The organism is Kitasatospora sp. NPDC056731 (assembly GCF_040687675.1).
Taxonomy (GTDB): Bacteria; Actinomycetota; Actinomycetes; order Streptomycetales; family Streptomycetaceae; genus Kitasatospora.
The window spans coordinates 1-19,931 of the sequence record NZ_JBFBNR010000057.1 but is presented as its reverse complement, the minus strand read 5'-3'; the positions used below and the strand labels follow the sequence as shown (position 1 = coordinate 19,931).

Sequence of the window (19,931 nt, the reverse complement as noted above, 5' to 3'; positions counted from 1 at the left end):
GTTCTCCTCGGTGTCGGCCGGCGGTGGCCGGCGGGTTTCGGCGGTTTCGGCGGGGTGCGGTTCAGCGGCGGATGGGGATGGTGAGGCCCTCCACCGGGCCGGGGAGCGCGGACTTGAGCGCCCGGGTGAGGTCGTCGACGAGGACTTCGCGATCGCCGCGCTCGACGCCGTCCAGGACGATGCGGGCCACCTCGGCGGCCGGGATCTTGTCGACGGGCAGGGCCGCCACCATCTCGGTGTCCGCGAAGCCCAGGTGTACGCCGACGACCTGGGTGTGCTGGGCGGCGAGCTCCAGGCGCAGGGAGTTGGTCAGGGACCACAGGGCGGCCTTGGAGGCGCCGTAGGCGCCGGCGCCCGCGCCCCAGGACAGCGCGGAGTGGATGTCGACCAGCGCCCCGCCGCCACGGGCCGCCAGCACCGGCGCGAAGGCCCGGGCGATGCGCAGCGGGCCCAGGACGTTGGTGTCGAAGGTCTCCTGGACCTGCCGCAGGTCGGCGGTGAGCAGCGCTCCCGGGTACAGGACGCCGGCGTTGTTGAAGACGAGGTCGACGTCCTGGACGCGCTCGGCCAGGGCGGCCACCGAGGCGTCGTCGGTGACGTCCAGGGCGAGGACCTCCACCCGTGCGTCCTCGCTGGGCACGGGGGTGCGGGCGGTGGCGTAGACCTTCTTCGCGCCGCGCGCCAGCAGTTCCCCGACGAACGCCCGGCCGAGGCCGCGCAGGCCTCCGGTGACCAGGGCGGTGGAGCTGTCGATCACGGTCATGTGCGTGTTCCTCGCTCTCGGAAGGCGGTGCCCGCAGCCGGGGCACCGCAACGTTTAGATTATTACCATCATCTAAACTGGATGGGGAAGCCCGGATGGGAAAGTAGGACCACCACCACCGCAGGACGAGGAAAGGAACGCAGGCATGCCCCGCGTGTCACGGGCCGAGGCCGAACGCCACCGCCAGGAGGTGATCGACCACACCGCCAGACTGATCCGGGAGCAGGGCTCCGACCAGGTCAGCGTCCCCCAGGCGATGGCCGCCGCAGGCCTGACGCACGGCGGCTTCTACCGGCACTTCGCCTCCAAGGACGACCTCGTCGCCCAAGCCCTCACCGCCGCCTTCACCGAACGCCGCGAAGCCATGGACCGCCTCGCCGACCACCCGCCCACCGGCGACCCCACCCCCGACCCGGCCGCTCCCCAACACCCCACCCCCCGCGCCGAGTTCCTCGCCCGCTACCTCTCCACCCTCCACCGCGACAACCCCGGCCAGGGCTGCGCCGCCGCAGCCCTGGCCGCCGACGCGGCCCGCGCCGAACCCGGCTCCCCGCTGCGCACCGCCTTCACCGCCGGACTGCGCGACCTGGCCGACGGCTTCCAGCACCTGCCCGACGCCGCCGAACGCGAGAGCGCCCTCGCCGACCTGTCCACCATGGTCGGCGCGCTCCTCCTGGCACGCGCCAGCGAGGACCCGGCCCTGTCCGACGAACTCCTCGCCGCCGCCCGCCACCGCCTGACCACCCCCGCCGCCCCCGCCGGCCCCGCCGCCCCCACCACCCCCACCGGCCCCGCCGGCCCCGCGTAGGGCCGGGGCCGTCGCGCCGCCCCCGGCCCGCCCGCTCGGGCCCGGGGCTGCCGGCCGCTGCCGCGGCGGCGCTTGCCCCGGCGCCGCGACCCGTGGTCGGATGACGGCAGCATCGCGTGCCGGTGGCGGACAGCGTCAGGCATGGAGGTGCGGAACCGAAGGGGCCGCCTCCCGTGGCTTCCCATGACGGCGACCGCGTGGTCGCCCTGAGTCTTCAACTCTCCCGAGCACACCAGGAACTGCGCCGCCAGGTCGGCCGGATCAGGGCCGGGATCGGACAGCGCCGCCCGGACGGCGACACGCTGCGCACCCACTGCCTGGCCTTCTGTGCCGCGCTGACGGCACACCACCAGGGCGAGGACGAGGGCATGTTCGCCCAGCTGGTGCGCGAACGCCCGCAGCTCGCCGGGACGGTCGCCAAACTCGTCGAGGACCACGAGATGATCGCCGGCATCCTGACCAGGGTGCGCGAACTCGCCGACCGCGCCGCCGAATCGGCCGAATCAGCCGAACCGCCCGGCGAAGGACTGGAAGCGGTCGGGCGCGAACTCGACGGCCTCACGGCGATCATGGAATCCCACTTCGCCTACGAGGAACGGACGATCAGCGAGGCCCTCGACGGCGCGACGCCCGACAGCAGTTGGCCCGACAAGGTGTTCCGCTTCGGCTGACGGGCGAGCCCCCGCCCGGCGGGGCAGCGGAATCCCGTTGCGAGGTGAGGGCCGGCGCTGTAGACATGCCGCGATGACGATTTTTCATTGCGCCGCCTGCGGCGAGGCCCTCACGGCCGACCTTGAGCCCCTCCCGGCGGTTCCGGCCCGGCACCTGTTCGAGGGCGAGCTCGTCAACGGCCGCCGACAGGCCCCGCCCACCATGCCCCGCGGTCACTACGCCGTCGATCCGCAGCCGTACGGGCCGCCGTTCGTCCCGGCCGAGGACCAGGACAGCTGTCCCCCCGCCTACCCCGGCGGCCCGTGCATCAGCGACTTCGACGGAATGGTCGTCGTCTCGGCCGGGCCCCGGAACACCTTCGTCCTGCACCCCGACGACGGGACCGGCCTCACCGGGCACGCGACAACGAGCGGCCCACCCGGCTGCTGCGGAGCCCCCGGCGACGGCCCGCCCAACCGCGCCTGCCGCTGCGGCGCCGTGGTCGGAGGCGAGATGTCGGACTGCTACACCCCCTACGAACTCCACCTGCTGCCCGACGCCGTCCGCCCCGCTGCCCACACCCCCGCCCGCTGACGCACGCGGTCACCCGGACCCGACAGCTCCTTCATCCCACCCAGGAGTTGCCACTACCGGTCGTCGAACTCGCCCGCGCTGACGGCGGCGACGAAGGCCCGCCAGGCGGCGGAGGGGAAACGGAGGACGGGCCCGTCGGGGTCCTTGGAGTCCCGGACGGGCATGAGGCCGGTGAAGCCGTCGGCGACCTCGACGCAGCCGTTTGACCCGCCGCTGTACGTGCTCTTGCGCCAGCTGGTGCCCATCGCGGTTGCCTCCTGCGGGTGGAGTGGGAAGTCGATGGGGATGACTTCCCACTCCGGCGCCGGGTTAGGCTTCCCGGCCGCCGCCCCCGGGCAGGGGCGGCGGCGCGCGGGGTGGTGAGCTGGGGTGCGGGGTTGGCAACTCGCGCTGGTCGGGGCGTGCGTGCGCGTAGTGTCGGAAACATGGCGAGCGATCATCTTGGGGATCGGGTCAAGCGGCTGCGGCGCTTGGCCGATCTGACGCAGGAGGGCCTGGCTGAGAAGTCGGGCGTGTCGGTGGATGTGGTTCGGAAACTTGAGCAGCTGCGGAAGCATTCGGCGCGGCTTCCGACACTTCACGCGCTGGCCAAGGGGCTTGGCGTTGAACTGACTGCGCTTCTGGGCGATCCACCGGCGGTGCCGTCGACAGGTGATGCGGACCCGCCTGGCCTGGTCGCGGTGCGGCGGGCGATCATGCCGCCCTTGTTCACGCCGCTGCCGGTGGCAGACGGCGTGGAGAAGTTGTCGATTCCGCTGCTGCGTGGCGAGATCGCAGAGGCCTGGACCCTTTATCACGCGGCCGACTTCGGCAGGGTCATGGAGACATTGCCGGCGATAATCGCGGATGCCCGCCTCGCCGCGGCCGTGGGCCGCGGCGAGGACCGCCTGGCCGGTAACCATGCGCTAGGCAAGGCTCTCCAACTGGGCGGGCATCTCGCGATCCGTCTCGGGAAGACGGATCTCGGCCTGTCCAGTCTCGAACGGGCAATAGCGGCAGCGGACTCGGCGGAAGACCCGCTGCTGGGGGCGATGATCTGCAACTCGGTGGCCTGGGCGTACCAGCGTCAGAACCGGCTCGGCGACGCGCAGACGCTGGCCATCCACGCAGCGGACGGAGTGGAGAGCGAGCACTCGTCGAAGGCGGAGGGACTCAAGGTGTGGGGCGGACTGATCATGTCCGCAGCGACCAGCACGGCCCGGAGCGGCGACTATGACGGGGCATCCGAGATGATGCTGACCGCAGAGCAGGCGACCAGACGCCTTTCAAAGCTTCCTACCTCGGCCGACGGTCGTATGGTCAGCGTGTTCAACAGCTCCTCGGTGCGCATCGAGCGGGTTCGGCTCGCGGTCCAATTCGCCCGGCCGGAGGAAGCCTTGGGGCTCGCGAAGGGAATCCGGCTCAGCAACGACACCCCGGTGTCCTGGCGGACCTGGCTGCTCCTGGACGTAGCGCGCGCGTATGCGGATATGGGGGACGCGGCGGGAGCGGTGGCGACCTTGGAGAAGCTCCAGCGAGTAGCGCCGGGCTGGATGCGGCACCACACCCTCGCCGTGGCCATCGTCTCCGATCTGTGGGCGGGGCCGGCGCGTCCGCCCGGCCTGAGGCGGCTTGCCCGTTCTCTGGGGCTGGCTGACTAGATCCCAAAACTAGGACGTTCCGTCCCTGTTGATGGCGTGGCGGCCACGAGAACCTCTCCGTACGAATACAGAGAGGAGTCAAAAGATGACTGTTGGTATCAAGCTCCACGGCTACGGGGTCCGCTGGGACCCGGAGGGCCGGTGTTACCGGGTGCGGAACGAGACGACGGGGGAGTGGCTGCGCAGCGGTACCTCGGGTGAGCTGGCCGCCTTCTCCTCGTTCTCCGCCGCCTTCAGTGCGTGGCGGGGGTTCGAGGTGCGGCGGCAGGTGGGGGCGTGATGGGGGAGAAGGTCTACCGCGCCACTGTCGACCAGCGGCGGCAGGCGGCCGACGTCCTGGACGACCTGACGACCGCCCTCGCCCTGGGCGGGGTGAAGTTGCCGTCCGTCGAGGTGGATTGGGAGCACGGCCGCAGGACGGGCTGCTACCTCATCGGCCTCGGCTGCGCCCGTCCGTCCGAACTCCTGCGGGTCGTCGACCTGTTGCGCAAGGGCCTGCGTTACGAGCGTCTGACGCGTGACGGCTGAACTCCTGGTCCGCCTGCTGTGGTGGGCGGGCTTCTCCCTCGTACTCCTTGCCGCCCTCAGGAAGTGAACCCCCGATGCGTGACCCCCGTCTGCTCGCCAAGCCGCCGGTGTGCCGGCTCGGCTGCCTCGTCCTCGTGCGCAACCCGCGCGGCGACGTCCTGCTCGTGGACCCCGACTACATGGACGGCCTCATCCTCCCGGGCGGAGCCGCGAAGCCCAACGAGCCCCCGCACCTCGCGGCCGCCCGTCACCTCCACGCCGAGACCGGGCTCGACCTGCGTCTCGCCGACGTCCTCGCGGTCGACTTCACCCCCGCCGACCGTTACCTGGAGCGCCTCAACCTGGTCTTCGACGGCGGCACGGTGCGCGATGACACCCGCCTGACCGTCCCGCCCCGGCACCGCAGCGGCCTGTTCGGCGCCCGCTTCGTCCCCGCCCATGAACTCCCCGACGTCATGGCCCCCGCCCAGGCCGCCCGCGCTGCCGAAGCGCTCGCCAACCGCGCCGTCCCCCTCCTCCTGCACGGCCAACGCACCACCTGCGACGAGAACCGGCCCCCGCCGCGCTAGACCGCCCGGCGGCAGCTACCCCGCCGACACCCGATGGGCGCTCAGCTGACGCCCCGCAGGACACACAGGGTTCCCTGCGGCGCGTGGAACGTCTGCCGCACCTCCCACGCGCCGCTCTGCCCCGCCTTGACGTTCACCGCCGTGTCGCCGAGGGCGAGCACCGTGGCCTTCGCCGAGGTGAAGTAGACGACGATCCGGTAATCCGCGTCCCGGCCGCCGGGGTTCACCGCGGTGCCGGCTGCGCGCCAGCCGTCCTTGGTCGCCTCGCAGGTGCCGATGGCGACCTGCTTGCGCTTCTCCTGGTCGTTGGCGACGGACGACGGCGGCGGCAGTGTCGGCTGCTCCAGCACGGCGATCTCACCGCTGTTCGCAGCCTCCCCCGAGGGCGCCGCCGTAGCGGCCTGTACGTCCTGGCTGCCGCCGTTGTGGGGCTGGCGGCAGCCGGACAGGGCGGTGAGGGCGAGCAGTGTGATGCCGACGGCGGCACCCGTTCGGGCCTTGGGCTTCGTTTCGTGCATCTCTTACTTCCTTGGGCTGTGGGTGGCGCCAGGAACGATCACACCGGTGTCACCGCGGAGGGGCCCGGCTTGTCTTACCGTGCCGGCGCAGGCGGTGCGGGCTCGGCGGGCCTGGCGGTGGCGGGGGTTCATCCGTTCGGCTGAGGATCGCTCCGTCGCCCGCCCCTCGCCCACGAGCCGGACGGACGACGGACGGGCGACGGACGGGCGCAGAACGGCGGCGGTCCCCGGAGCCTGTGCTCCGGGGACCGCCGCCGTCAGCCGTCGTTGCTAGCAGCGACGACGGTTGCGGCGCGTCACCAATGCCAGCCCGCCGCCGAGGAGCAGGAGACTCCCCGCCAGCCCGGCCAGGTGGGTGTTCGCTCCGGTGCTCGGCAGGTGGCCGTGCGGCGGCTTCGCGGTCACCGTCGCGCTGGACGGCGGGGAGGTCACCGGCGGACCGGTGGGCGGAGTGCCCGTCGCCGTCGCCGTGTTGGTGACCTTCCCGCTGTCGACATCCGTCTGCGTGACGGTGTAGTTGGCGGTGCAGGTCACGGACGTGCCGGGTGCGAGCGAGGCCGCGCCGGCCGGGCAGGTCACCACGGGCGGAGTGCCGCTGCCCGAGAAGGCCGTCTCGTTCACCGTCACATTGGTCAGCGTGGCGCTCCCGGTGTTGGTCACCAGGAAGCTGTAGTCGACGACCTGCCCGACGGCCGAAACCGTGGTCGGCGAGGCCGACTTGACCACGGTGAGCGCCGGGGCCGGGGTGTTCGGGACGCTGGTCGAGGACGGCGGGGACGTCACCGGCGGACCGGTGGGCGGAGTGCCCGTAGCCGTCGCCGTGTTGGTGACCTTCCCACTGTCGACATCCGCCTGCGTGACGGTGTAGGGGGCGGTGCAGGTCACGGACGTATTGGGGGCGAGGGAGGCGGCGCCGGCCGGGCAGGTGATCGTGGGCGGGGTGCCGTTGCCGGAGAACGCGGTCTCGTTCACGGTGACGTTGGTCAGGGTGACGTTGCCGGTGTTGGTCACCAGGAAGGAGTAGTGCAGCACCTGGCCGACGCCGGTCAGTTCGGTCGCATCCACCGACTTCACGATGGTGAGCGCCGGGTTGGGGGTTGCCGTGACGGTTGCGTTGGAGGGCGGTGAGGTGACCGGCGGGCCGGTGGGCGGTGTGCCGGTGGCCGTCGCGGTGTTGGTGATCGAGCCTGCGTTGATGTCGGCCTGCGTGACGGTGTAGGGGGCGGTGCAGGTCACGGACGTATTGGGGGCGAGGGAGGCGGCGCCGGCCGGGCAGGTGATCACGGGCGGGGTGCCGTTGCCGGAGAACGCGGTCTCGTTCACGGTGACGTTGGTCAGGGTGACGTTGCCGGTGTTGGTCACCAGGAAGCTGTAGTCCACGACCTGCCCGACGGCCGTGACCGTGGTCGGGGACGCGGTCTTCATGATCGTGAGTGCGGGCGTCGCGGGGACGGGTGTGTTGGTGAAGGTGCAGACCACCAGCGGGCTGTTCTTGCCCTCCACCGTGGGTGGGAACGGCAGGTTGAAGGTGGTCGCGCCGGTGCCCGAGGCGACCGGGGCGTTGCCGTTGGCCGTGTCGACGCAGTCGTAGGCGGTGGTGTAGTTGGCGAGGCTGCCGGAGGCGGCGGTCTCGGTCAGTGTGTAGGTGGTTCCCGACACGGCGATGACCGGGCCGGAGGGGGGTGTCTGGATGCCGGTGCTGGTGCCGGTCGTGGTGGCGGTGTTGCCCTGGGTGATGCCGCCGCCGGTGATCGCCAGGTTGAACTGGTCGTTCGACGTGGTCGACGAGGCGAACCGGCCGACGATGTTCTTCTGCAGGGCCAGGGTCGGGTTGGTGGAGCAGGCGCCGAGGTCCACGGACAGGAACGCGTTGTTGGAGTACGGCGTGGGCCCGGCCGTGATCACGCCGGTGTTCGGGTTGAGCTGCTCCAGGAAGGTGGTGGTCCCCGAGGCGAACTCGATGTAGAGCATTCCGGCGTTGTCGAAGGCCGCCCCGTTGAACGAGTTGCTGTCCGGGTTGGGCAGGGTGCTCAGCACCGTGTCGGTCAGCGGTACGCCGGTGGCCGACCCGGTGGTGGGGATCGGCCCGGCGACCCGGCCGATGGCGGCGTCGGTGCCGACGGAGGAGAGGGCGTAGAGGTTGCCGCCCGCGTCGAAGGTGATGTCGCCGTTGGGGCCGGAGGCGCCGGTGACGGGCAGGTCGAAGGTGGCGATCACGCCGGGGATCGCGGTGTTGGTGGTGGTGTTGAAGCCGTAGAGGGTGGCCACGCCGGGCGTGGTCGCCGTGCCGGGCTCGAAGCTGGCGTAGTAGTAGACGCCGTTGACCGGGTCCACCGCGCCGGAGACGAAGGAGTCGGTGGTGGCGCCGGCGGTTCCCATGTACGTGGTCCAGGTCTGGGTGGCCGCGTTGTAGCCGTACACGTTGACGGACCCGGCGACGGTCGGGGTCTGGTCGACCACGTAGGCGGCGGTGCCGCCGTCGGTGATCCCGAGGGCGTTGGTGAAGCCCGACCCGGCGGGGAGCGTGCTGACCGTCGTCGCGGTCACGCTGGATCCGCCGACGCTGCCGGCGGCCAGGGCCAGCAGGGTGCCGTTCGCGGCGGTGGAGGAGCCGCGCTGGATGGCGTAGATCGTGTTGCCCGTGCAGTCCAGGGGGTCGCCGGGTGCCCGGGGCAGGCGGCCGAGCGGGGTGGCGCTCGGCGGGGCGGCCGCGCTGCTCGGCCCGGCCGGACCGGCCGCTGCGGATGGCGCGGCCTCCGGGGACGGGGCTCCTGGAGCGCTGCTCCGGCCGGTGGGCGTCGCGGCCGGTGAGGGGTCGGCCTGCGTTGTCGTGGCGCCGGTGCCGGGGTCCTTCCACTCCAGCACGACGAGGCCGTTGCCGCCGTCGCCGCTGTGGCCGCCGCCGCTCTTGGCCGCGTCGGCGCTGGTGTTGGTGCTGGTGTCGGTGCTGTTGACGCCCGCGATGGACGGCGCGAAGCCGCCGAAGGCCGCCCCGGTGACGTACTGGCGCTCGGTCACGTGAGGGGCGAGGCCTTGCGACCCGTCTTCAGGACCGGCCCCGGCCCCGGCCGTGCCGCCGTCGGCTGCCAGCAGGGTGTCCGCGGGGGTGTGCGACTGGCCCGACCGGATGGTGGAGGCGCCACCGCTGCGGGCCGCCGGGGAGTCCGGGCCGTCGGGACGCGACCGCCCGCCCTGGCCCGGCACCACCGTCAGCCGCTGTCCGGCCGTCACCTCCAGCAGCGCGGTCGCGTAGGCGCCGGCGGCGCCCGGCCGGTTCGCGTGGTCGCGGTCGGCTGCGGCGGTGTCGCCGTCGGCGGCCGCACCCGCGCCCCAGGCCTTCGCCCTGATCGAGGAGACCCCGGTGGGGACGGTGAAGTCCTGGTCGCTTCCGGTGTAGGCGAAGGACAGGCAGTCGGTGTAGCCGGCATCGGCCGGGCACGTCTGAGCCGCGTGCGCGGCGGGGGCGGCCAGCAGAGGGACGAGCGGCGCCGGCGCCAGCATCAGCACGGCTGCCAGCATTCCCGTCCAGCCGCGCCGTGTCGAGCCCGCCCTCCTCGACGGTCGGGCCAGGGCTCTTCCTGGTGCCTCGAAGGCTCGGGCCAAGCCCCAGTGGCGTCTGATTTCGGGCATCGGGGACTCCCCAGGGTGCTCGCGGGACTCTTGGATGACGGCATGAATGCGGCCGTAAGGTGACGAACTGACTATGTCGTCCGTGTTATCCGGGCTGATCCGGCGCGCGGGAGAAGTCATCCCGGCGGCCCATGCGAGCGAGCTGACAATCTGACGGACGGACCGCCGAGTACGGCTGTCGGAGTGACGGCCGACGCCACGGCGGTCACGGCGGTCACGGCGTCTCGCCTGCAAGCGGGGCCCGGCGCGGGGTCTTCCCCCTCGCGCGCTGCCCGCAAACGGACGGCCGGGCGCGGCAGGTCGGCGGAGCCGCCGTCCACGCGAAGCCCGTCGAACGCCTGCGGGAATCTGAACTAGCCTGTTGCTGAGCAGAGTTGACCCGGCAAGCCGCCGGGCTCACTGGCGAACTGACGGACAGTCGGCTTCAGGGTCTGGTGGCGAAGGCGGCGATGTCCGCCAGCGGCGGCCGGTAGCCGTGGGTGGTGTCCACGTGCAGGTGCGGTACCGGCAGGGACGGCGGGGTGAAGTCGTCCAGCAGGTTGCCCGGGCCGGGCGGGGCGGCGAGGAGCGCGCGGTCGGCGTGCGCGGCGCGGCGCGGGTGCGTCGTCAGGCGGGCCCGGATCCGGGCGCGGGCCACTGCCGGGTCCACCCGGCAGTGCACGATCCGCAGTTCGGCGTGCTCGGCCAGCGGGGTCAGGCCGGGTCGCCACAGCCGGTCCTGGAACGCGGCCTCCGCCACCACGCTCACCCCCGCGCGCACCAGGACCTCCAGGACGTCGAAGAACGCCGCGCGCACCGCCTCGTCGGGGTTCCCGGCCCGGGTGCCCGCGTGCACCAGGCCCTCCTTCAGCTCGTCCCGGCACACCGCCGGGCAGCCGAGGGCCTGTGCCAGCGCGTGGGCCAGCGTCGTCTTCCCGCTGCCCGGCCCGCCGCTCACCACGATCAGCACCTGTGGACCCCTTTCGTCAGGTCAGGCCACGTCAGGCCACGTCAGGCCAGGTCAGGCCAGCTCAGGCCAGGGCGCGGAGCAGGCGGTCGGCGAGGGTGGGGTAGGGGCGGCAGTCCAGGACGGGCAGGTGGTGGGTGCGGGCCTGGTCGGCGAGCCAGTGGGAGTAGCGGGCGCTGACGGCGGCGCGGCGTTCCTGCGGGCCGCAGTCGGGCTCCCGCCGGGCGTAGTTGGCGCTGATGCCGGCCGCGTCGCCCTCGTGCAGGAACACGGCGCGCACGACGCGGCCCTGCCCGGCGGCCTCGGCGGCGGCGCGGGCGGCGGCGGCCGGGGTGAGGTAGTCGCCTTCGACGATCGCGGGCACGTCGACGGTGAGGCGGTTGCGCACCACGCCGAGCAGGGCGTCGTCCAGGGCGCGGGCGGTGGCGATCTGCAGTTCCAGGACGCGGTCGGCGGGCAGCGCGTCGGGGTCGTCGAGGCCGTCGAAGTGGTGCAGGCCGGGGTGGCCCTCGGCGGTGGTGGCGGCGTGCAGGGCGGCGACGACGTCGTCGAACTCGACCACGAACGCGCCGCTGTGCCGGGCGAGTTCGGCGGCGGCGCGGCTCTTTCCGAGGCCGGAGGCGCCGCCGAGCAGCAGGACGTCCCAGGTGGGGGCGCTGCCGTTGCCGTCCCCGTTGGCGCTCCCGCCGCCGTTGGTGTCGTTGCTGTGCATCCGGGCACGGTACCCGCCGCGCGGGGTGGGGCGGTAAGCGGTTTCGGTGGCGGGCGGGCTCTGAGGGGTGAGGGAGGTGTGGGCCTTCCCCGCCTGGCCCCCGGCGCCCGACAGCCGGCCCCGGCCCGGTCCCGTCCGTCACCCGCGCCGCGCCCGCCCCCGGCGCGGCGCGGGTGACGGGAAGCGGGTCGCGGGAGGCGGAAGCGGGCGTCAGGCGTCAGGCGTCGCGCGGCGGGCCGAAGTCGGCGGCGAGCACGGCGAGCCTGGCCAGCAGGGCGTCGGCGAGCGGGAAGGCGGCGTCGCTGGCCAGCCAGCGGCTCAGCGCGGTCACATAGCAGTCGAGGACGAGGACGAGGACGAGGTCGGCGACGGCGGCCGGGTCGAGGTCGGGGGCGGATCCGTGTCCGGTTCAGTCGTCGTGCAGCGGGCGGCGCACCACCCAGGGCAGGACGAACCACAGCCCGGCGAAGATCAGCGCGACGACGGAGGTGATGGCCAGAGCCGTGGCGGTCCCGAGCACGACGTCCAGGACGAGCAGCACGGCGCCGGTGAGCGCGCAGGCCAGCAGCACCAAGCCCAACTGGGCGATGTGGACGGAGACCTTGACGATCCGCGCCTTGCCGGGGTGGCGGAACAGCCCGCGGTGCAGTGCCACTGGGGTGGCGAACACGGCCGAGGAGATGACGGCCAGCAGCAGGGTGGTGACGTAGACGTCCTGCTGGCCGTCGGTGAGGGTGGCGAAGCGCGGGGTGAAGGCGACCCCGAGCAGGAACGCGAACACGATCTGCACGCCGGTCTGCAGCACCCGCAGCTCCTGGAGCAGTTCCACCAGCCGCCGGTCGGCCCGGGCCCCCGGGCTCTCCGGGCCGGACGGGGACGGGGCGACGGGCGGCCCGGGTTCGGGCTGGGGCGGCGGCGGGGTGCTGGTCATGCGTCACCTTGATGTCGGAGGATGCCCCGGCTTTCAGGTCGGGGAGGAGCTCGGTTTTCCGCGTGGCGGGTCGGGAGCGGCCGTTTTGCCGCTCACCGGGCCGGTGTCCACCGCCCCGGTCCAAGCACCTTTGTCAGACCGTCAGGCTATGTTGCCGGTCATGGCGATCACGGCGCAGGACACGGACGGGTGTACCGGGCATACCCGGTACACCTACCGGCTGCGCCTGTCGGCTACTGCTCAGGCCGGCCTACTGGGCGAGTGGGGGCGGTGCCGGTGGGTTTGGAACGAGTGCGTCGCCAAGTCCCGTCAGGCCCACGTCCGCAACCGGGCGTTGCCCGAGGGCGCGGAGCAGGCGACGTGCGGCCCCGGGCAGCTGGACAGGATGCTGACCGAGGCCCGCGCCGCCACGGTGTGGCTGCGCGAGGGCTCCAGCGTTCCGCAGCAGCAGATCATCCGGGACTTCGCCAAGTCCCGGGCGAAGGCACTCAAGGACGTCAAGGCCCGGCTGCCGATGCGGCAGCGGGCCGGGATGCCAAGCACGCACTGCCGCTGGGACTGCGCACCTATACCTGCACCACGTGCGGAGCCGTGTCCCCCAGGGACAAGAACTCCGCTTACGTGATGCTCAATCGGGCAGGTCTGAACCCGGCTGACGCTGATGGCAGAAGACCTGCCGGGACGCCGTCCCGGAAGGCGGCCTGAGTCACCAATCCACCCGACAGAAGCCGGAATCCCCGGCGTCAGCCGGGGGAGCAGTCAAATTGTGCTGGCCCGCCGTCCGGCGCGGTGCCGTCCGGTGCGGTGCCGTCCGGCGCGGTGCCGTCCAGGCGGTGCTGCCAGGCGGTGAGGAGGGTCTGCAGGGCGGCGGCCTCCTCGGGGGACAGGAGGGCGAGCAGGCGGTGCTCGTTGCGCAGGTGGGCGGTGAACGCCTCGTCGATCAGCCGCAGTCCGGCGTCGGTGAGGGCGACGACGCGCCCGCGCCGGTCGCCCTCGGCGAGGCGGCGGGTGACGAGTCCGGCGCGTTCGAGGCGGTCGATCCGCTTGGTCATCGCGCCGGTGGTGACCATGGTGTGGGCGGCGAGTTCCCCGGGGGCCCGCTCGTAGGGGGCGCCGGTCCGGCGCAGCGCGGCCAGGACGTCGAAGTCGCCCTCGCCGAGGCCGTAGCGGGAGTAGACCAGGGCGAGTTCGCCGGTCAGCCGGGCGGCGAGGCGGTGCAGGCGGCCGATGACGGCCAGCGGGGAGACGTCGAGGTCGGGGCGTTCGCGCCGCCACGCGGCCTGGATCAGCGCCACGTGGTCGGCGTCCGCGCCCGGCAGGGAGGGCGTCCGGGGGTGCTGCTGGTGCTCCATGGGGCCATCCTACCGCCAGTACCTTCCCGGGAAGGTATATTGCCTTCCATGGAAGCCAATCTGCGGTGGGTCCTGCTGACCGCGGTCGCGCCACTCGCCTGGGGCGCCAACTACTACGTCACCCACGCCTACCTGCCCGCCGACCGGCCCCTGTGGGGCGCGGCCCTGCGCGCCCTGCCCGCCGGACTGGTCCTGCTCATCCTGTCCCGCCGCCGCCCGCACGGGCCCTGGTGGTGGCGCAGCGCCCTGCTCGGACTGCTCAACACCGCGGTGTTCTTCGTCCTGCTCTACCTCGCCTCCCAACTGCTGCCCACCAGCACCGCCGCCACCGTCATGGCCGCCTCCCCGCTGGCGATGCTGCTCACCGCCTGGGCACTGGCCGGGCAGCGCCCGCACCGCGCCCACCTGGTCGGCGCGGTGGTGGGCCTGGGCGGGGTGGCGCTGACGCTGCTCGGCGCGGGCGGCGCGGTCAGCAGGGCGGGGCTGGCGGCGTCGGTGGCGGCGATGCTGGTCTCCTGCGTCGGCTACGTGCTGGCCGCCCGCTGGCGCGAGGGCGCGGACCCGCTGGCCGTCACCTCCTGGCAGCTGACCGCCGGCGGCCTGATGCTGCTGCCTCTGGCCGCCGCCGCGGAGGGCGCGCCCCCGGCGATGGACGCCCGCACACTCCCGGCCTTCGGCTACGTCGCCCTGGTGGCCACCGCCCTCGCCTTCGCCCTCTGGTTCGCGGGCCTGCGCCACCTGCCGGCCGGCACGGTCGGGCTGCTCGGCCTGCTCAACCCGCTCGCCGGCGTCCTGCTGGGCGCCGGCCTCGCGGGGGAGGGGCTCGGCGCGCGCCAGGTGTGCGGGCTGGCCCTGGTCCTGGCCGGCGTCCTGCTCGGCCGCCCCCGCGGGCCCGCCCGTCCTGCCGAGGTCTCCGTCGCGGCCGAATCCGTTATCCGCATCAGGAGTTGACGAATCGTCAGCCCATTGGCCGGGTCAGATGGTGATCCAGGGCGGCGCGTGCGGCCTCGGGGGAGCGGTGCCCGATCGCCACCTCCGCAGTCGCCGCCCGGCCCCGGCCCCGCCCCCGTCCGGCTCCTGCCGCCCGCGCCCCCGCTGCGCCGCGCCGGCGCCCGCTGCCCGTAGGCTGGGCGGGCCGTCACCGGCACAGACCGTCACCAGTACTGACAAACATGACAGAAGCGGGCAGGGGCATGCAGTTCGACGACCAGGGCGACCTCGACACCTCGCAGGTGGACGACCGGCGCGGGATCCCGGGCGGGAAGGTCGCCATCGGCGGCGGGGCGGTGGGCCTGATCGTCGTGCTGTTCGCGGTCGTCCTGGGCGTGGACCCCCAGCTGCTGGGCCTGTCCTCCGGCGGCGGCTCCACCACCTCCAACGGCGCGCACACCGCCGGCGAGGTGCAGCAGGCCTGCAAGACCGGCGCGGACGCCAACCGGCGCCAGGACTGCCGGATCGTGGCGGTCACCAACAGCGTGCAGGAGTTCTGGCGCGCCGAACTGCCCAAGCGCACGGGCACCGCGTACCGCAACGCCGAGACGGTGCTGTTCACCGGTCAGGTCTCCACCGCCTGCGGCCCGGCGAGCTCCGCCGTCGGCCCGTTCTACTGCCCCGGCGACCGCAAGGCCTACTTCGACCTCGGCTTCTTCAACGAGCTCTCGGCCCGCTTCGGCGCCAAGGGCGGGCCCTTCGCCGAGTCCTACGTCGTCGCCCACGAGTACGGCCACCACATCCAGAACCTCCTCGGCACCATGCAGAAGGTGGGCAGCGACCGCCAGGGCGCCAACAGCGCCTCCGTGAAGCTGGAACTCCAGGCCGACTGCTACGCCGGAGTGTGGGCGCACCACGCCACCACCACCCCGCAGCCCTCCACCGGGCGGCCGCTGATCGCCTCCCTCACCGACCAGGACATCGCCCAGGGCCTGGACGCGGCCGCGGCCGTCGGCGACGACCGGATCCAGAAGCAGGCCACCGGCCGGGTCAACCCGGAGGGCTGGACCCACGGCTCCTCCGAGCAGCGCAAGACCTGGTTCACCACCGGCTACCGCACCGGCGACCTCGCCCAGTGCGACACCTTCGGCAAGCTCTAGCCCAGCGAGCTCTAGGCCAGCGAGCCGGTGAACCGGCTTCCGGAGTGCGGCGGCGCGCCCCTGTCAGATGTCAGGGACCGCCGCCGCGCCCGCGTTCCTAGGCTGCTGAGCACCGGCCGGACCCCACGTCAGGCCGCTCACCAGCCAAGGGAGAACCATCCATGCGCAGGATCACCCACGCCGTCGCCACCCTCGCCCTCGCGACCGCGGCCCTGACCACCCTGACCACCCTGGGCGCCGGCAGCGCCGGCGCCGCCGACGGCTCCTGGGCGGGCTGTCCGTACGGGGCGGTCTGCGTCTACCCGCAGAACCAGAACCCGGCCTCGGCCCCGAGCGAGGTGTACTGGAGCTACGGCGCGCACAACCTGAGCAACCAGTACGGCAACCACTGGGTCCTCAACAACCAGTCCGGCGGCGCCCACGCCCACCTGTGCAAGGGCTCGGGCGGCGGCAGCTGCGTCTACGACATCCCGGCGCAGAACGGCGTCTGGTACGACCTGGGCCCGATCAACTCGATCACCCTCGACCGCCCCTGACACACCGGAACCACCTCCGAACGGGGGCGCCCGCCGCACGGGGGGCGGCGGGCGCCCCACTCCCTGACACCTCGACAGGTTGATCGACTCTTGAACGGCGGGCCCCGCAACGGGCACCGCCGTTCCGTCATTTGGAGCTTCCTCCAGGTTTCAACTCCCCGTCAGTGTTCATGAAGATAACGAGTAGAGGCGCATCGCCCGCAGTCTGAATTTACTTATTGACGTCATGTACGCGTTCAGGTTTAACTCCCCCCACCCCGCCGCAGAGCCGCGGCGACGTCAGGGAGAGGCACCCCCATGAACGCAGCACTGCGTCGCGTCCTCATCGCCACCACCGGCATCTCACTGGCCCTGTCCATGGCCGCCTGCGGCAAGGCGGGCGGCGACAAGAAGGACGCGGCCGCCTCCGGAGACGGCAAGTCCATCGGGCTGCTCCTACCCGAGAACGCCTCCTCCACCCGCTACGAATCCTTCGACCGCCCCTTCGTCGAGGCCAAGGTCGCCGCCCTGTGCGCGGACTGCAAGGTCCTGTACAACAACGCCGAGGGCAGCGCCGCCAAGCAGAAGCAGCAGTTCGACACCCTCCTCGCCCAGGGCGTGAAGGTGATCATCCTGGACCCCTTCAACGCCAAGTCCACCCAGGGCTGGGTCCAGGAGGCCGCCGCCAAGGGCGTCAAGGTCGTCGCCTACGACCGCCTGGCCACCGGACCGGTCGCCGCCTACGCCTCCTTCGACAACGAGAAGGTCGGCGAACTCCAGGGCCAGGCCCTCGTCGACGCCCTCGGCCCGCAGGCCGCCGACGCCAACGTCGCCATGATCAACGGCGACGAGGCCGACCCCAACGCCGCCGACTTCAAGACCGGCGCCCACAAGATCCTCGACACCAAGGTCAAGAAGATCGTCTACGAGCAGTCCGGCCAGTGGGACGCCACCATCGCCGGCCAGAAGATCGGTGCCGCCGTCACCCAGCTCGGCAAGAACGGCTTCCAGGCCGTCTACTCCGCCAACGACGGCATGGCCGGCGCCATCATCACCCAACTCCAGGGCGCCGGCATCAAGGTCCCCGTCGGCGGCCAGGACGCCGGCCTCGACGCGATCCAGCGCATCGTCAACGGCGACCAGGCCTTCACCATCTACAAGGCCTACCGCCCGCTCGCCGACTCCGCCGCCGAACTGGCCGTCGACCTCCTCAAGGGCAAGGACGTCAAGGCCGTCGCCACCGCCACCGTCGACAGCGCCACCGACAAGGCCATCCCCGCCAAGTTCCTGGACGCCAAGGTCGTCACCAAGGCCAACATCGCCACCACCGTCGTCGCCGACGGCCTCTACAAGGTCTCCGACATCTGCACCGCCGACTACGCCGCCGCCTGCGCCGCCGCCGGCCTCAAGTAGCCCGGCCCGCCCGGCCGCCCAGCCGCCCAGCTCGACCCGGGTCCAAGTCCACCACCGCAGAAGAAGGTTCATGTGACAGGCGCACCCGTCCTCCAGCTGCGCTCGGTCTCCAAGCGCTTCGGTGCCGTCCAGGCCCTCACCGATGTCGGCCTCGACGTCCACCCCGGCGAAGTCCTCGCCCTCGTCGGCGACAACGGCGCCGGCAAGTCCACCCTCGTCAAGACCATCGCCGGCGTTCACCCCGTCGACGAGGGCACCATCACCTGGCACGGCGAGCCCGTGCGCCTGACCCGCCCCCAGGACGCCCAGGCCCTCGGCATCGCCACCGTCTACCAGGACCTCGCCCTGTGCGACAACCTCGACGTCATCGCGAACCTGTTCCTCGGACGCGAGAAACGCCGCCACGGGCTCCTGGACGAGGTCGCCATGGAGCAGCACGCCCGCGAACTCCTCGACACCCTCGCCATCCGCATCCCCGACGTGCGCACCCCCGTCGCCGCGCTCTCCGGCGGCCAGCGCCAGGTCGTCGCCATCGCCCGCGCCCTGGTCGGCGAGCCCGCCCTCGTCATCCTGGACGAGCCCACCGCCGCCCTCGGCGTCGAACAGACCGCCCAGGTCCTCGACCTCGTCGAGCGGCTGCGCGAACGCGGCCTGGCCGTCGTCCTCGTCAGCCACAACATGGCCGACGTGCGGGCCGTCGCCGACACCGTCGCCGTCCTGCGCCTGGGCCGCAACAACGGCGTCTTCCCCGTCGCCGGCACCACTCAGGAGCAGATCGTCTCCGCCATCACCGGAGCCACCGACAACGCCCACGCCCGGCGCCAGGCCCGCCACACCGAGGAGGAGGACGTCGCATGACCACGCCCAGCACCCCCGCCGACACCCCCGCGGCCCCCGGCGCCGACCCCGTGGCCCCCGGTGCCGACCCCCGCCTGCACACCCGGGCCGCCGGCCCCGCCGGCTACCTGGAGGCCGCCCGCCGGCGCCTGGCCGCCGGCGAACTCGGCTCCCTGCCCGTCGTCGTCGGCCTCATCCTGATCGCCGTCATCTTCCAGTCCGTCACCGGCCACTTCCTCCAGGCCGACAACCTCACCAACATCACCCGCTTCATCGCCGGCCCCGGCCTCATCGCCGTCGGCGTCGTCTTCGTCCTCATCCTCGGCGAGATCGACCTCTCCCTGGGCTCCGTCGCCGGCGCCAGCGCCGCCCTCGCCGCCGTCCTCGCCGTGCGCCAGGGCGTCGCCGAATGGCTCGCCGTGCTCGCCGCCCTCGCCGCGGCCACCGCCATGGGCCTGCTGCACGGCCTCTTCTTCGCCCGCGTCGGCGTCCCCGCCTTCGTCGTCACCCTCGCCGGCATGCTCACCTGGAGCGGCCTGCAGGAGTACGTCCTGGGCGACCTCGGCACCGTCAACAACCGCCACGGCGGCCTCATCGCCACCCTCGACACCACCTTCCTCGGCGACGGCGACATCGCCTACGCCTGGGCCCTGGCGGTCCTCGCCCCCGCCCTCTACCTGCTCGCCCACCTGCGCACCGCCCGCCGGCGCACCGCCGCCGGCCTCACCGCCCGCTCCACCGCCGACACCGCCATCCGCACCGGCGCGCTGGCCGTGCTCACCCTCGCCACCGCCTACGCCCTCAACCAGGACCGCGGCCTGCCGCTGCCCCTGGTCGTGCTGGTGGGCGTCGTCGTCCTCACCGACTTCGTCCTGCGCCGCACCTCCTACGGGCGCCAGATCTTCGCGGTCGGCGGCGGCGTGGAGGCCGCCCGGCGCGCCGGCGTCAACGTGGCCCGGGTGCGGATCTCCGTCTTCATGCTGTCCGCGTTCCTGGCCGGCCTGGGCGGGCTGTTCTACGCCTCCCAGCAGGGCTCCGCCGACAAGCAACTGGGCGGCGGCAACGTCCTGATGAGCGCGATCGCCGCCGCCGTCATCGGCGGCACCAGCCTCTTCGGCGGCCGCGGCAAGACCTGGTCCGCGCTGCTGGGCATCCTGGTGATCCAGTCCATCACCACCGGCCTGGACATGGTCCACGCCGCCCAGGCCATCCAGTACATGATCACCGGCGCCGTCCTGCTCGCCGCCGTCGTCCTGGACTCCCTCTCCCGCCGCACCCGCACCACCGCCGCCCGCACCTAGCGAAGCCCGAAAGACCCGGCCCCCCTTCCCCGGCCTGGCGCCCCTCGCGCCCCGCACCATCCGCCGGGCGGCGGTCCTGGTCGCGGTGCTCGCCCCGCTGCTGCTCGTCGGCCTGATGGCGCTCGCCGTGGAC

21 protein-coding genes and 1 pseudogene are annotated in these 19,931 nt (G+C 72.8%); 14 read left to right on the top strand and 8 right to left on the bottom strand.

Annotated elements, in window-relative coordinates; all coding sequences use genetic code 11:
- Nucleotides 1-61: 61 nt before the first annotated feature.
- On the bottom strand, nucleotides 62-763 hold the full coding sequence (locus tag AB0R04_RS34650; protein ID WP_363377584.1) for an SDR family oxidoreductase: 702 nt from the start codon (nucleotides 761-763) through the stop codon (nucleotides 62-64).
- 145 nt (nucleotides 764-908) lie between these two features.
- On the opposite strand from AB0R04_RS34650, the gene AB0R04_RS34645 reads away from it, so the two are divergent.
- From AB0R04_RS34645 to AB0R04_RS34635, 3 genes are all read left to right on the top strand, one after another.
- Nucleotides 909-1,571, top strand: a complete 663-nt coding sequence (locus tag AB0R04_RS34645) for a TetR/AcrR family transcriptional regulator (RefSeq protein ID WP_363377582.1) — start codon at nucleotides 909-911, stop codon at nucleotides 1,569-1,571.
- Between the two features lie 173 nt (nucleotides 1,572-1,744).
- Nucleotides 1,745-2,242: a hemerythrin domain-containing protein gene (locus AB0R04_RS34640; RefSeq protein ID WP_363377580.1), complete on the top strand. Its 498-nt coding sequence runs from the start codon at nucleotides 1,745-1,747 to the stop codon at nucleotides 2,240-2,242.
- 73 nt (nucleotides 2,243-2,315) lie between these two features.
- Nucleotides 2,316-2,816, top strand: coding sequence for a hypothetical protein (locus AB0R04_RS34635; RefSeq protein ID WP_363377578.1), 501 nt, complete (start codon nucleotides 2,316-2,318; stop codon nucleotides 2,814-2,816).
- 53 nt (nucleotides 2,817-2,869) lie between these two features.
- On the opposite strand, the gene AB0R04_RS34630 is transcribed toward AB0R04_RS34635, so the two are convergent.
- Nucleotides 2,870-3,061 (bottom strand): DUF397 domain-containing protein, encoded by a 192-nt coding sequence (locus tag AB0R04_RS34630; protein WP_363377576.1) that lies wholly within the window; start codon nucleotides 3,059-3,061, stop codon nucleotides 2,870-2,872.
- Nucleotides 3,062-3,241: 180 nt separating this feature from the next.
- On the opposite strand from AB0R04_RS34630, the gene AB0R04_RS34625 reads away from it, so the two are divergent.
- From AB0R04_RS34625 to AB0R04_RS34610, 4 genes are all read left to right on the top strand, one after another.
- Nucleotides 3,242-4,456 carry a helix-turn-helix domain-containing protein gene (locus AB0R04_RS34625; protein ID WP_363377574.1) on the top strand — a complete coding sequence of 405 codons (1,215 nt, stop codon included), beginning with the start codon at nucleotides 3,242-3,244 and terminating at the stop codon, nucleotides 4,454-4,456.
- An 85-nt stretch (nucleotides 4,457-4,541) separates the two neighbouring features.
- Nucleotides 4,542-4,736 (top strand): hypothetical protein, encoded by a 195-nt coding sequence (locus tag AB0R04_RS34620; RefSeq protein WP_363377572.1) that lies wholly within the window; start codon nucleotides 4,542-4,544, stop codon nucleotides 4,734-4,736.
- Nucleotides 4,736-4,984, top strand: a complete 249-nt coding sequence (locus tag AB0R04_RS34615) for a hypothetical protein (RefSeq protein ID WP_363377570.1) — start codon at nucleotides 4,736-4,738, stop codon at nucleotides 4,982-4,984. The genes AB0R04_RS34620 and AB0R04_RS34615 overlap by 1 nt, the downstream gene beginning before the upstream one ends.
- A 74-nt stretch (nucleotides 4,985-5,058) precedes the next feature.
- Nucleotides 5,059-5,553: an NUDIX domain-containing protein gene (locus tag AB0R04_RS34610; RefSeq protein WP_363377568.1), complete on the top strand. Its 495-nt coding sequence runs from the start codon at nucleotides 5,059-5,061 to the stop codon at nucleotides 5,551-5,553.
- 41 nt (nucleotides 5,554-5,594) lie between these two features.
- Here the strand turns inward: AB0R04_RS34610 and AB0R04_RS34605 are convergent, their stop codons facing one another.
- The 5 genes from AB0R04_RS34605 to AB0R04_RS34585 form a co-directional block, all read right to left on the bottom strand.
- On the bottom strand, nucleotides 5,595-6,071 hold the full coding sequence (locus tag AB0R04_RS34605; RefSeq protein WP_363377566.1) for a hypothetical protein: 477 nt from the start codon (nucleotides 6,069-6,071) through the stop codon (nucleotides 5,595-5,597).
- Between the two features lie 270 nt (nucleotides 6,072-6,341).
- The gene (locus tag AB0R04_RS34600; RefSeq protein ID WP_363377564.1) at nucleotides 6,342-9,590 is read right to left on the bottom strand and encodes an LPXTG cell wall anchor domain-containing protein; all 3,249 of its coding nucleotides are present in this window, start codon (nucleotides 9,588-9,590) and stop codon (nucleotides 6,342-6,344) included.
- Between the two features lie 535 nt (nucleotides 9,591-10,125).
- Nucleotides 10,126-10,650 (bottom strand): AAA family ATPase, encoded by a 525-nt coding sequence (locus AB0R04_RS34595; protein ID WP_363377563.1) that lies wholly within the window; start codon nucleotides 10,648-10,650, stop codon nucleotides 10,126-10,128.
- A gap of 61 nt (nucleotides 10,651-10,711) precedes the next feature.
- Complete coding sequence (locus tag AB0R04_RS34590) at nucleotides 10,712-11,359, bottom strand: AAA family ATPase (protein ID WP_363377561.1); 648 nt, start codon at nucleotides 11,357-11,359, stop codon at nucleotides 10,712-10,714.
- Nucleotides 11,360-11,768: 409 nt separating this feature from the next.
- On the bottom strand, nucleotides 11,769-12,290 hold the full coding sequence (locus AB0R04_RS34585) for a DUF6328 family protein (RefSeq protein ID WP_063352945.1): 522 nt from the start codon (nucleotides 12,288-12,290) through the stop codon (nucleotides 11,769-11,771).
- A gap of 160 nt (nucleotides 12,291-12,450) precedes the next feature.
- Between AB0R04_RS34585 and AB0R04_RS34580 the strand changes: the two are divergent.
- Nucleotides 12,451-12,828, top strand: a pseudogene (locus AB0R04_RS34580) (RNA-guided endonuclease TnpB family protein); the annotation flags it as partial.
- A 205-nt stretch (nucleotides 12,829-13,033) separates the two neighbouring features.
- On the opposite strand, the gene AB0R04_RS34575 reads toward AB0R04_RS34580, so the two are convergent.
- Complete coding sequence (locus tag AB0R04_RS34575; RefSeq protein ID WP_363377559.1) at nucleotides 13,034-13,642, bottom strand: MarR family transcriptional regulator; 609 nt, start codon at nucleotides 13,640-13,642, stop codon at nucleotides 13,034-13,036.
- 48 nt (nucleotides 13,643-13,690) lie between these two features.
- On the opposite strand from AB0R04_RS34575, the gene AB0R04_RS34570 reads away from it, so the two are divergent.
- From AB0R04_RS34570 to AB0R04_RS34545, 6 genes are all read left to right on the top strand, one after another.
- Entirely contained in the window at nucleotides 13,691-14,593 is a 903-nt protein-coding gene (locus AB0R04_RS34570) for an EamA family transporter (RefSeq protein WP_363377557.1), read from the top strand.
- A gap of 242 nt (nucleotides 14,594-14,835) precedes the next feature.
- A complete protein-coding gene (locus AB0R04_RS34565) occupies nucleotides 14,836-15,732 on the top strand; it encodes a neutral zinc metallopeptidase (protein ID WP_363377555.1) in 897 nt (298 codons plus the stop codon).
- A 161-nt stretch (nucleotides 15,733-15,893) separates the two neighbouring features.
- Complete coding sequence (locus AB0R04_RS34560) at nucleotides 15,894-16,268, top strand: hypothetical protein (protein WP_063352941.1); 375 nt, start codon at nucleotides 15,894-15,896, stop codon at nucleotides 16,266-16,268.
- Between the two features lie 297 nt (nucleotides 16,269-16,565).
- Nucleotides 16,566-17,660 (top strand): substrate-binding domain-containing protein, encoded by a 1,095-nt coding sequence (locus AB0R04_RS34555; RefSeq protein ID WP_363377553.1) that lies wholly within the window; start codon nucleotides 16,566-16,568, stop codon nucleotides 17,658-17,660.
- A 72-nt stretch (nucleotides 17,661-17,732) separates the two neighbouring features.
- A complete protein-coding gene (locus AB0R04_RS34550; protein WP_363377551.1) occupies nucleotides 17,733-18,518 on the top strand; it encodes an ATP-binding cassette domain-containing protein in 786 nt (261 codons plus the stop codon).
- Nucleotides 18,515-19,798 (top strand): sugar ABC transporter permease, encoded by a 1,284-nt coding sequence (locus tag AB0R04_RS34545; protein WP_363377549.1) that lies wholly within the window; start codon nucleotides 18,515-18,517, stop codon nucleotides 19,796-19,798. The genes AB0R04_RS34550 and AB0R04_RS34545 overlap by 4 nt, the downstream gene beginning before the upstream one ends.
- The last annotated feature ends 133 nt before the right edge of the window (nucleotides 19,799-19,931 follow it).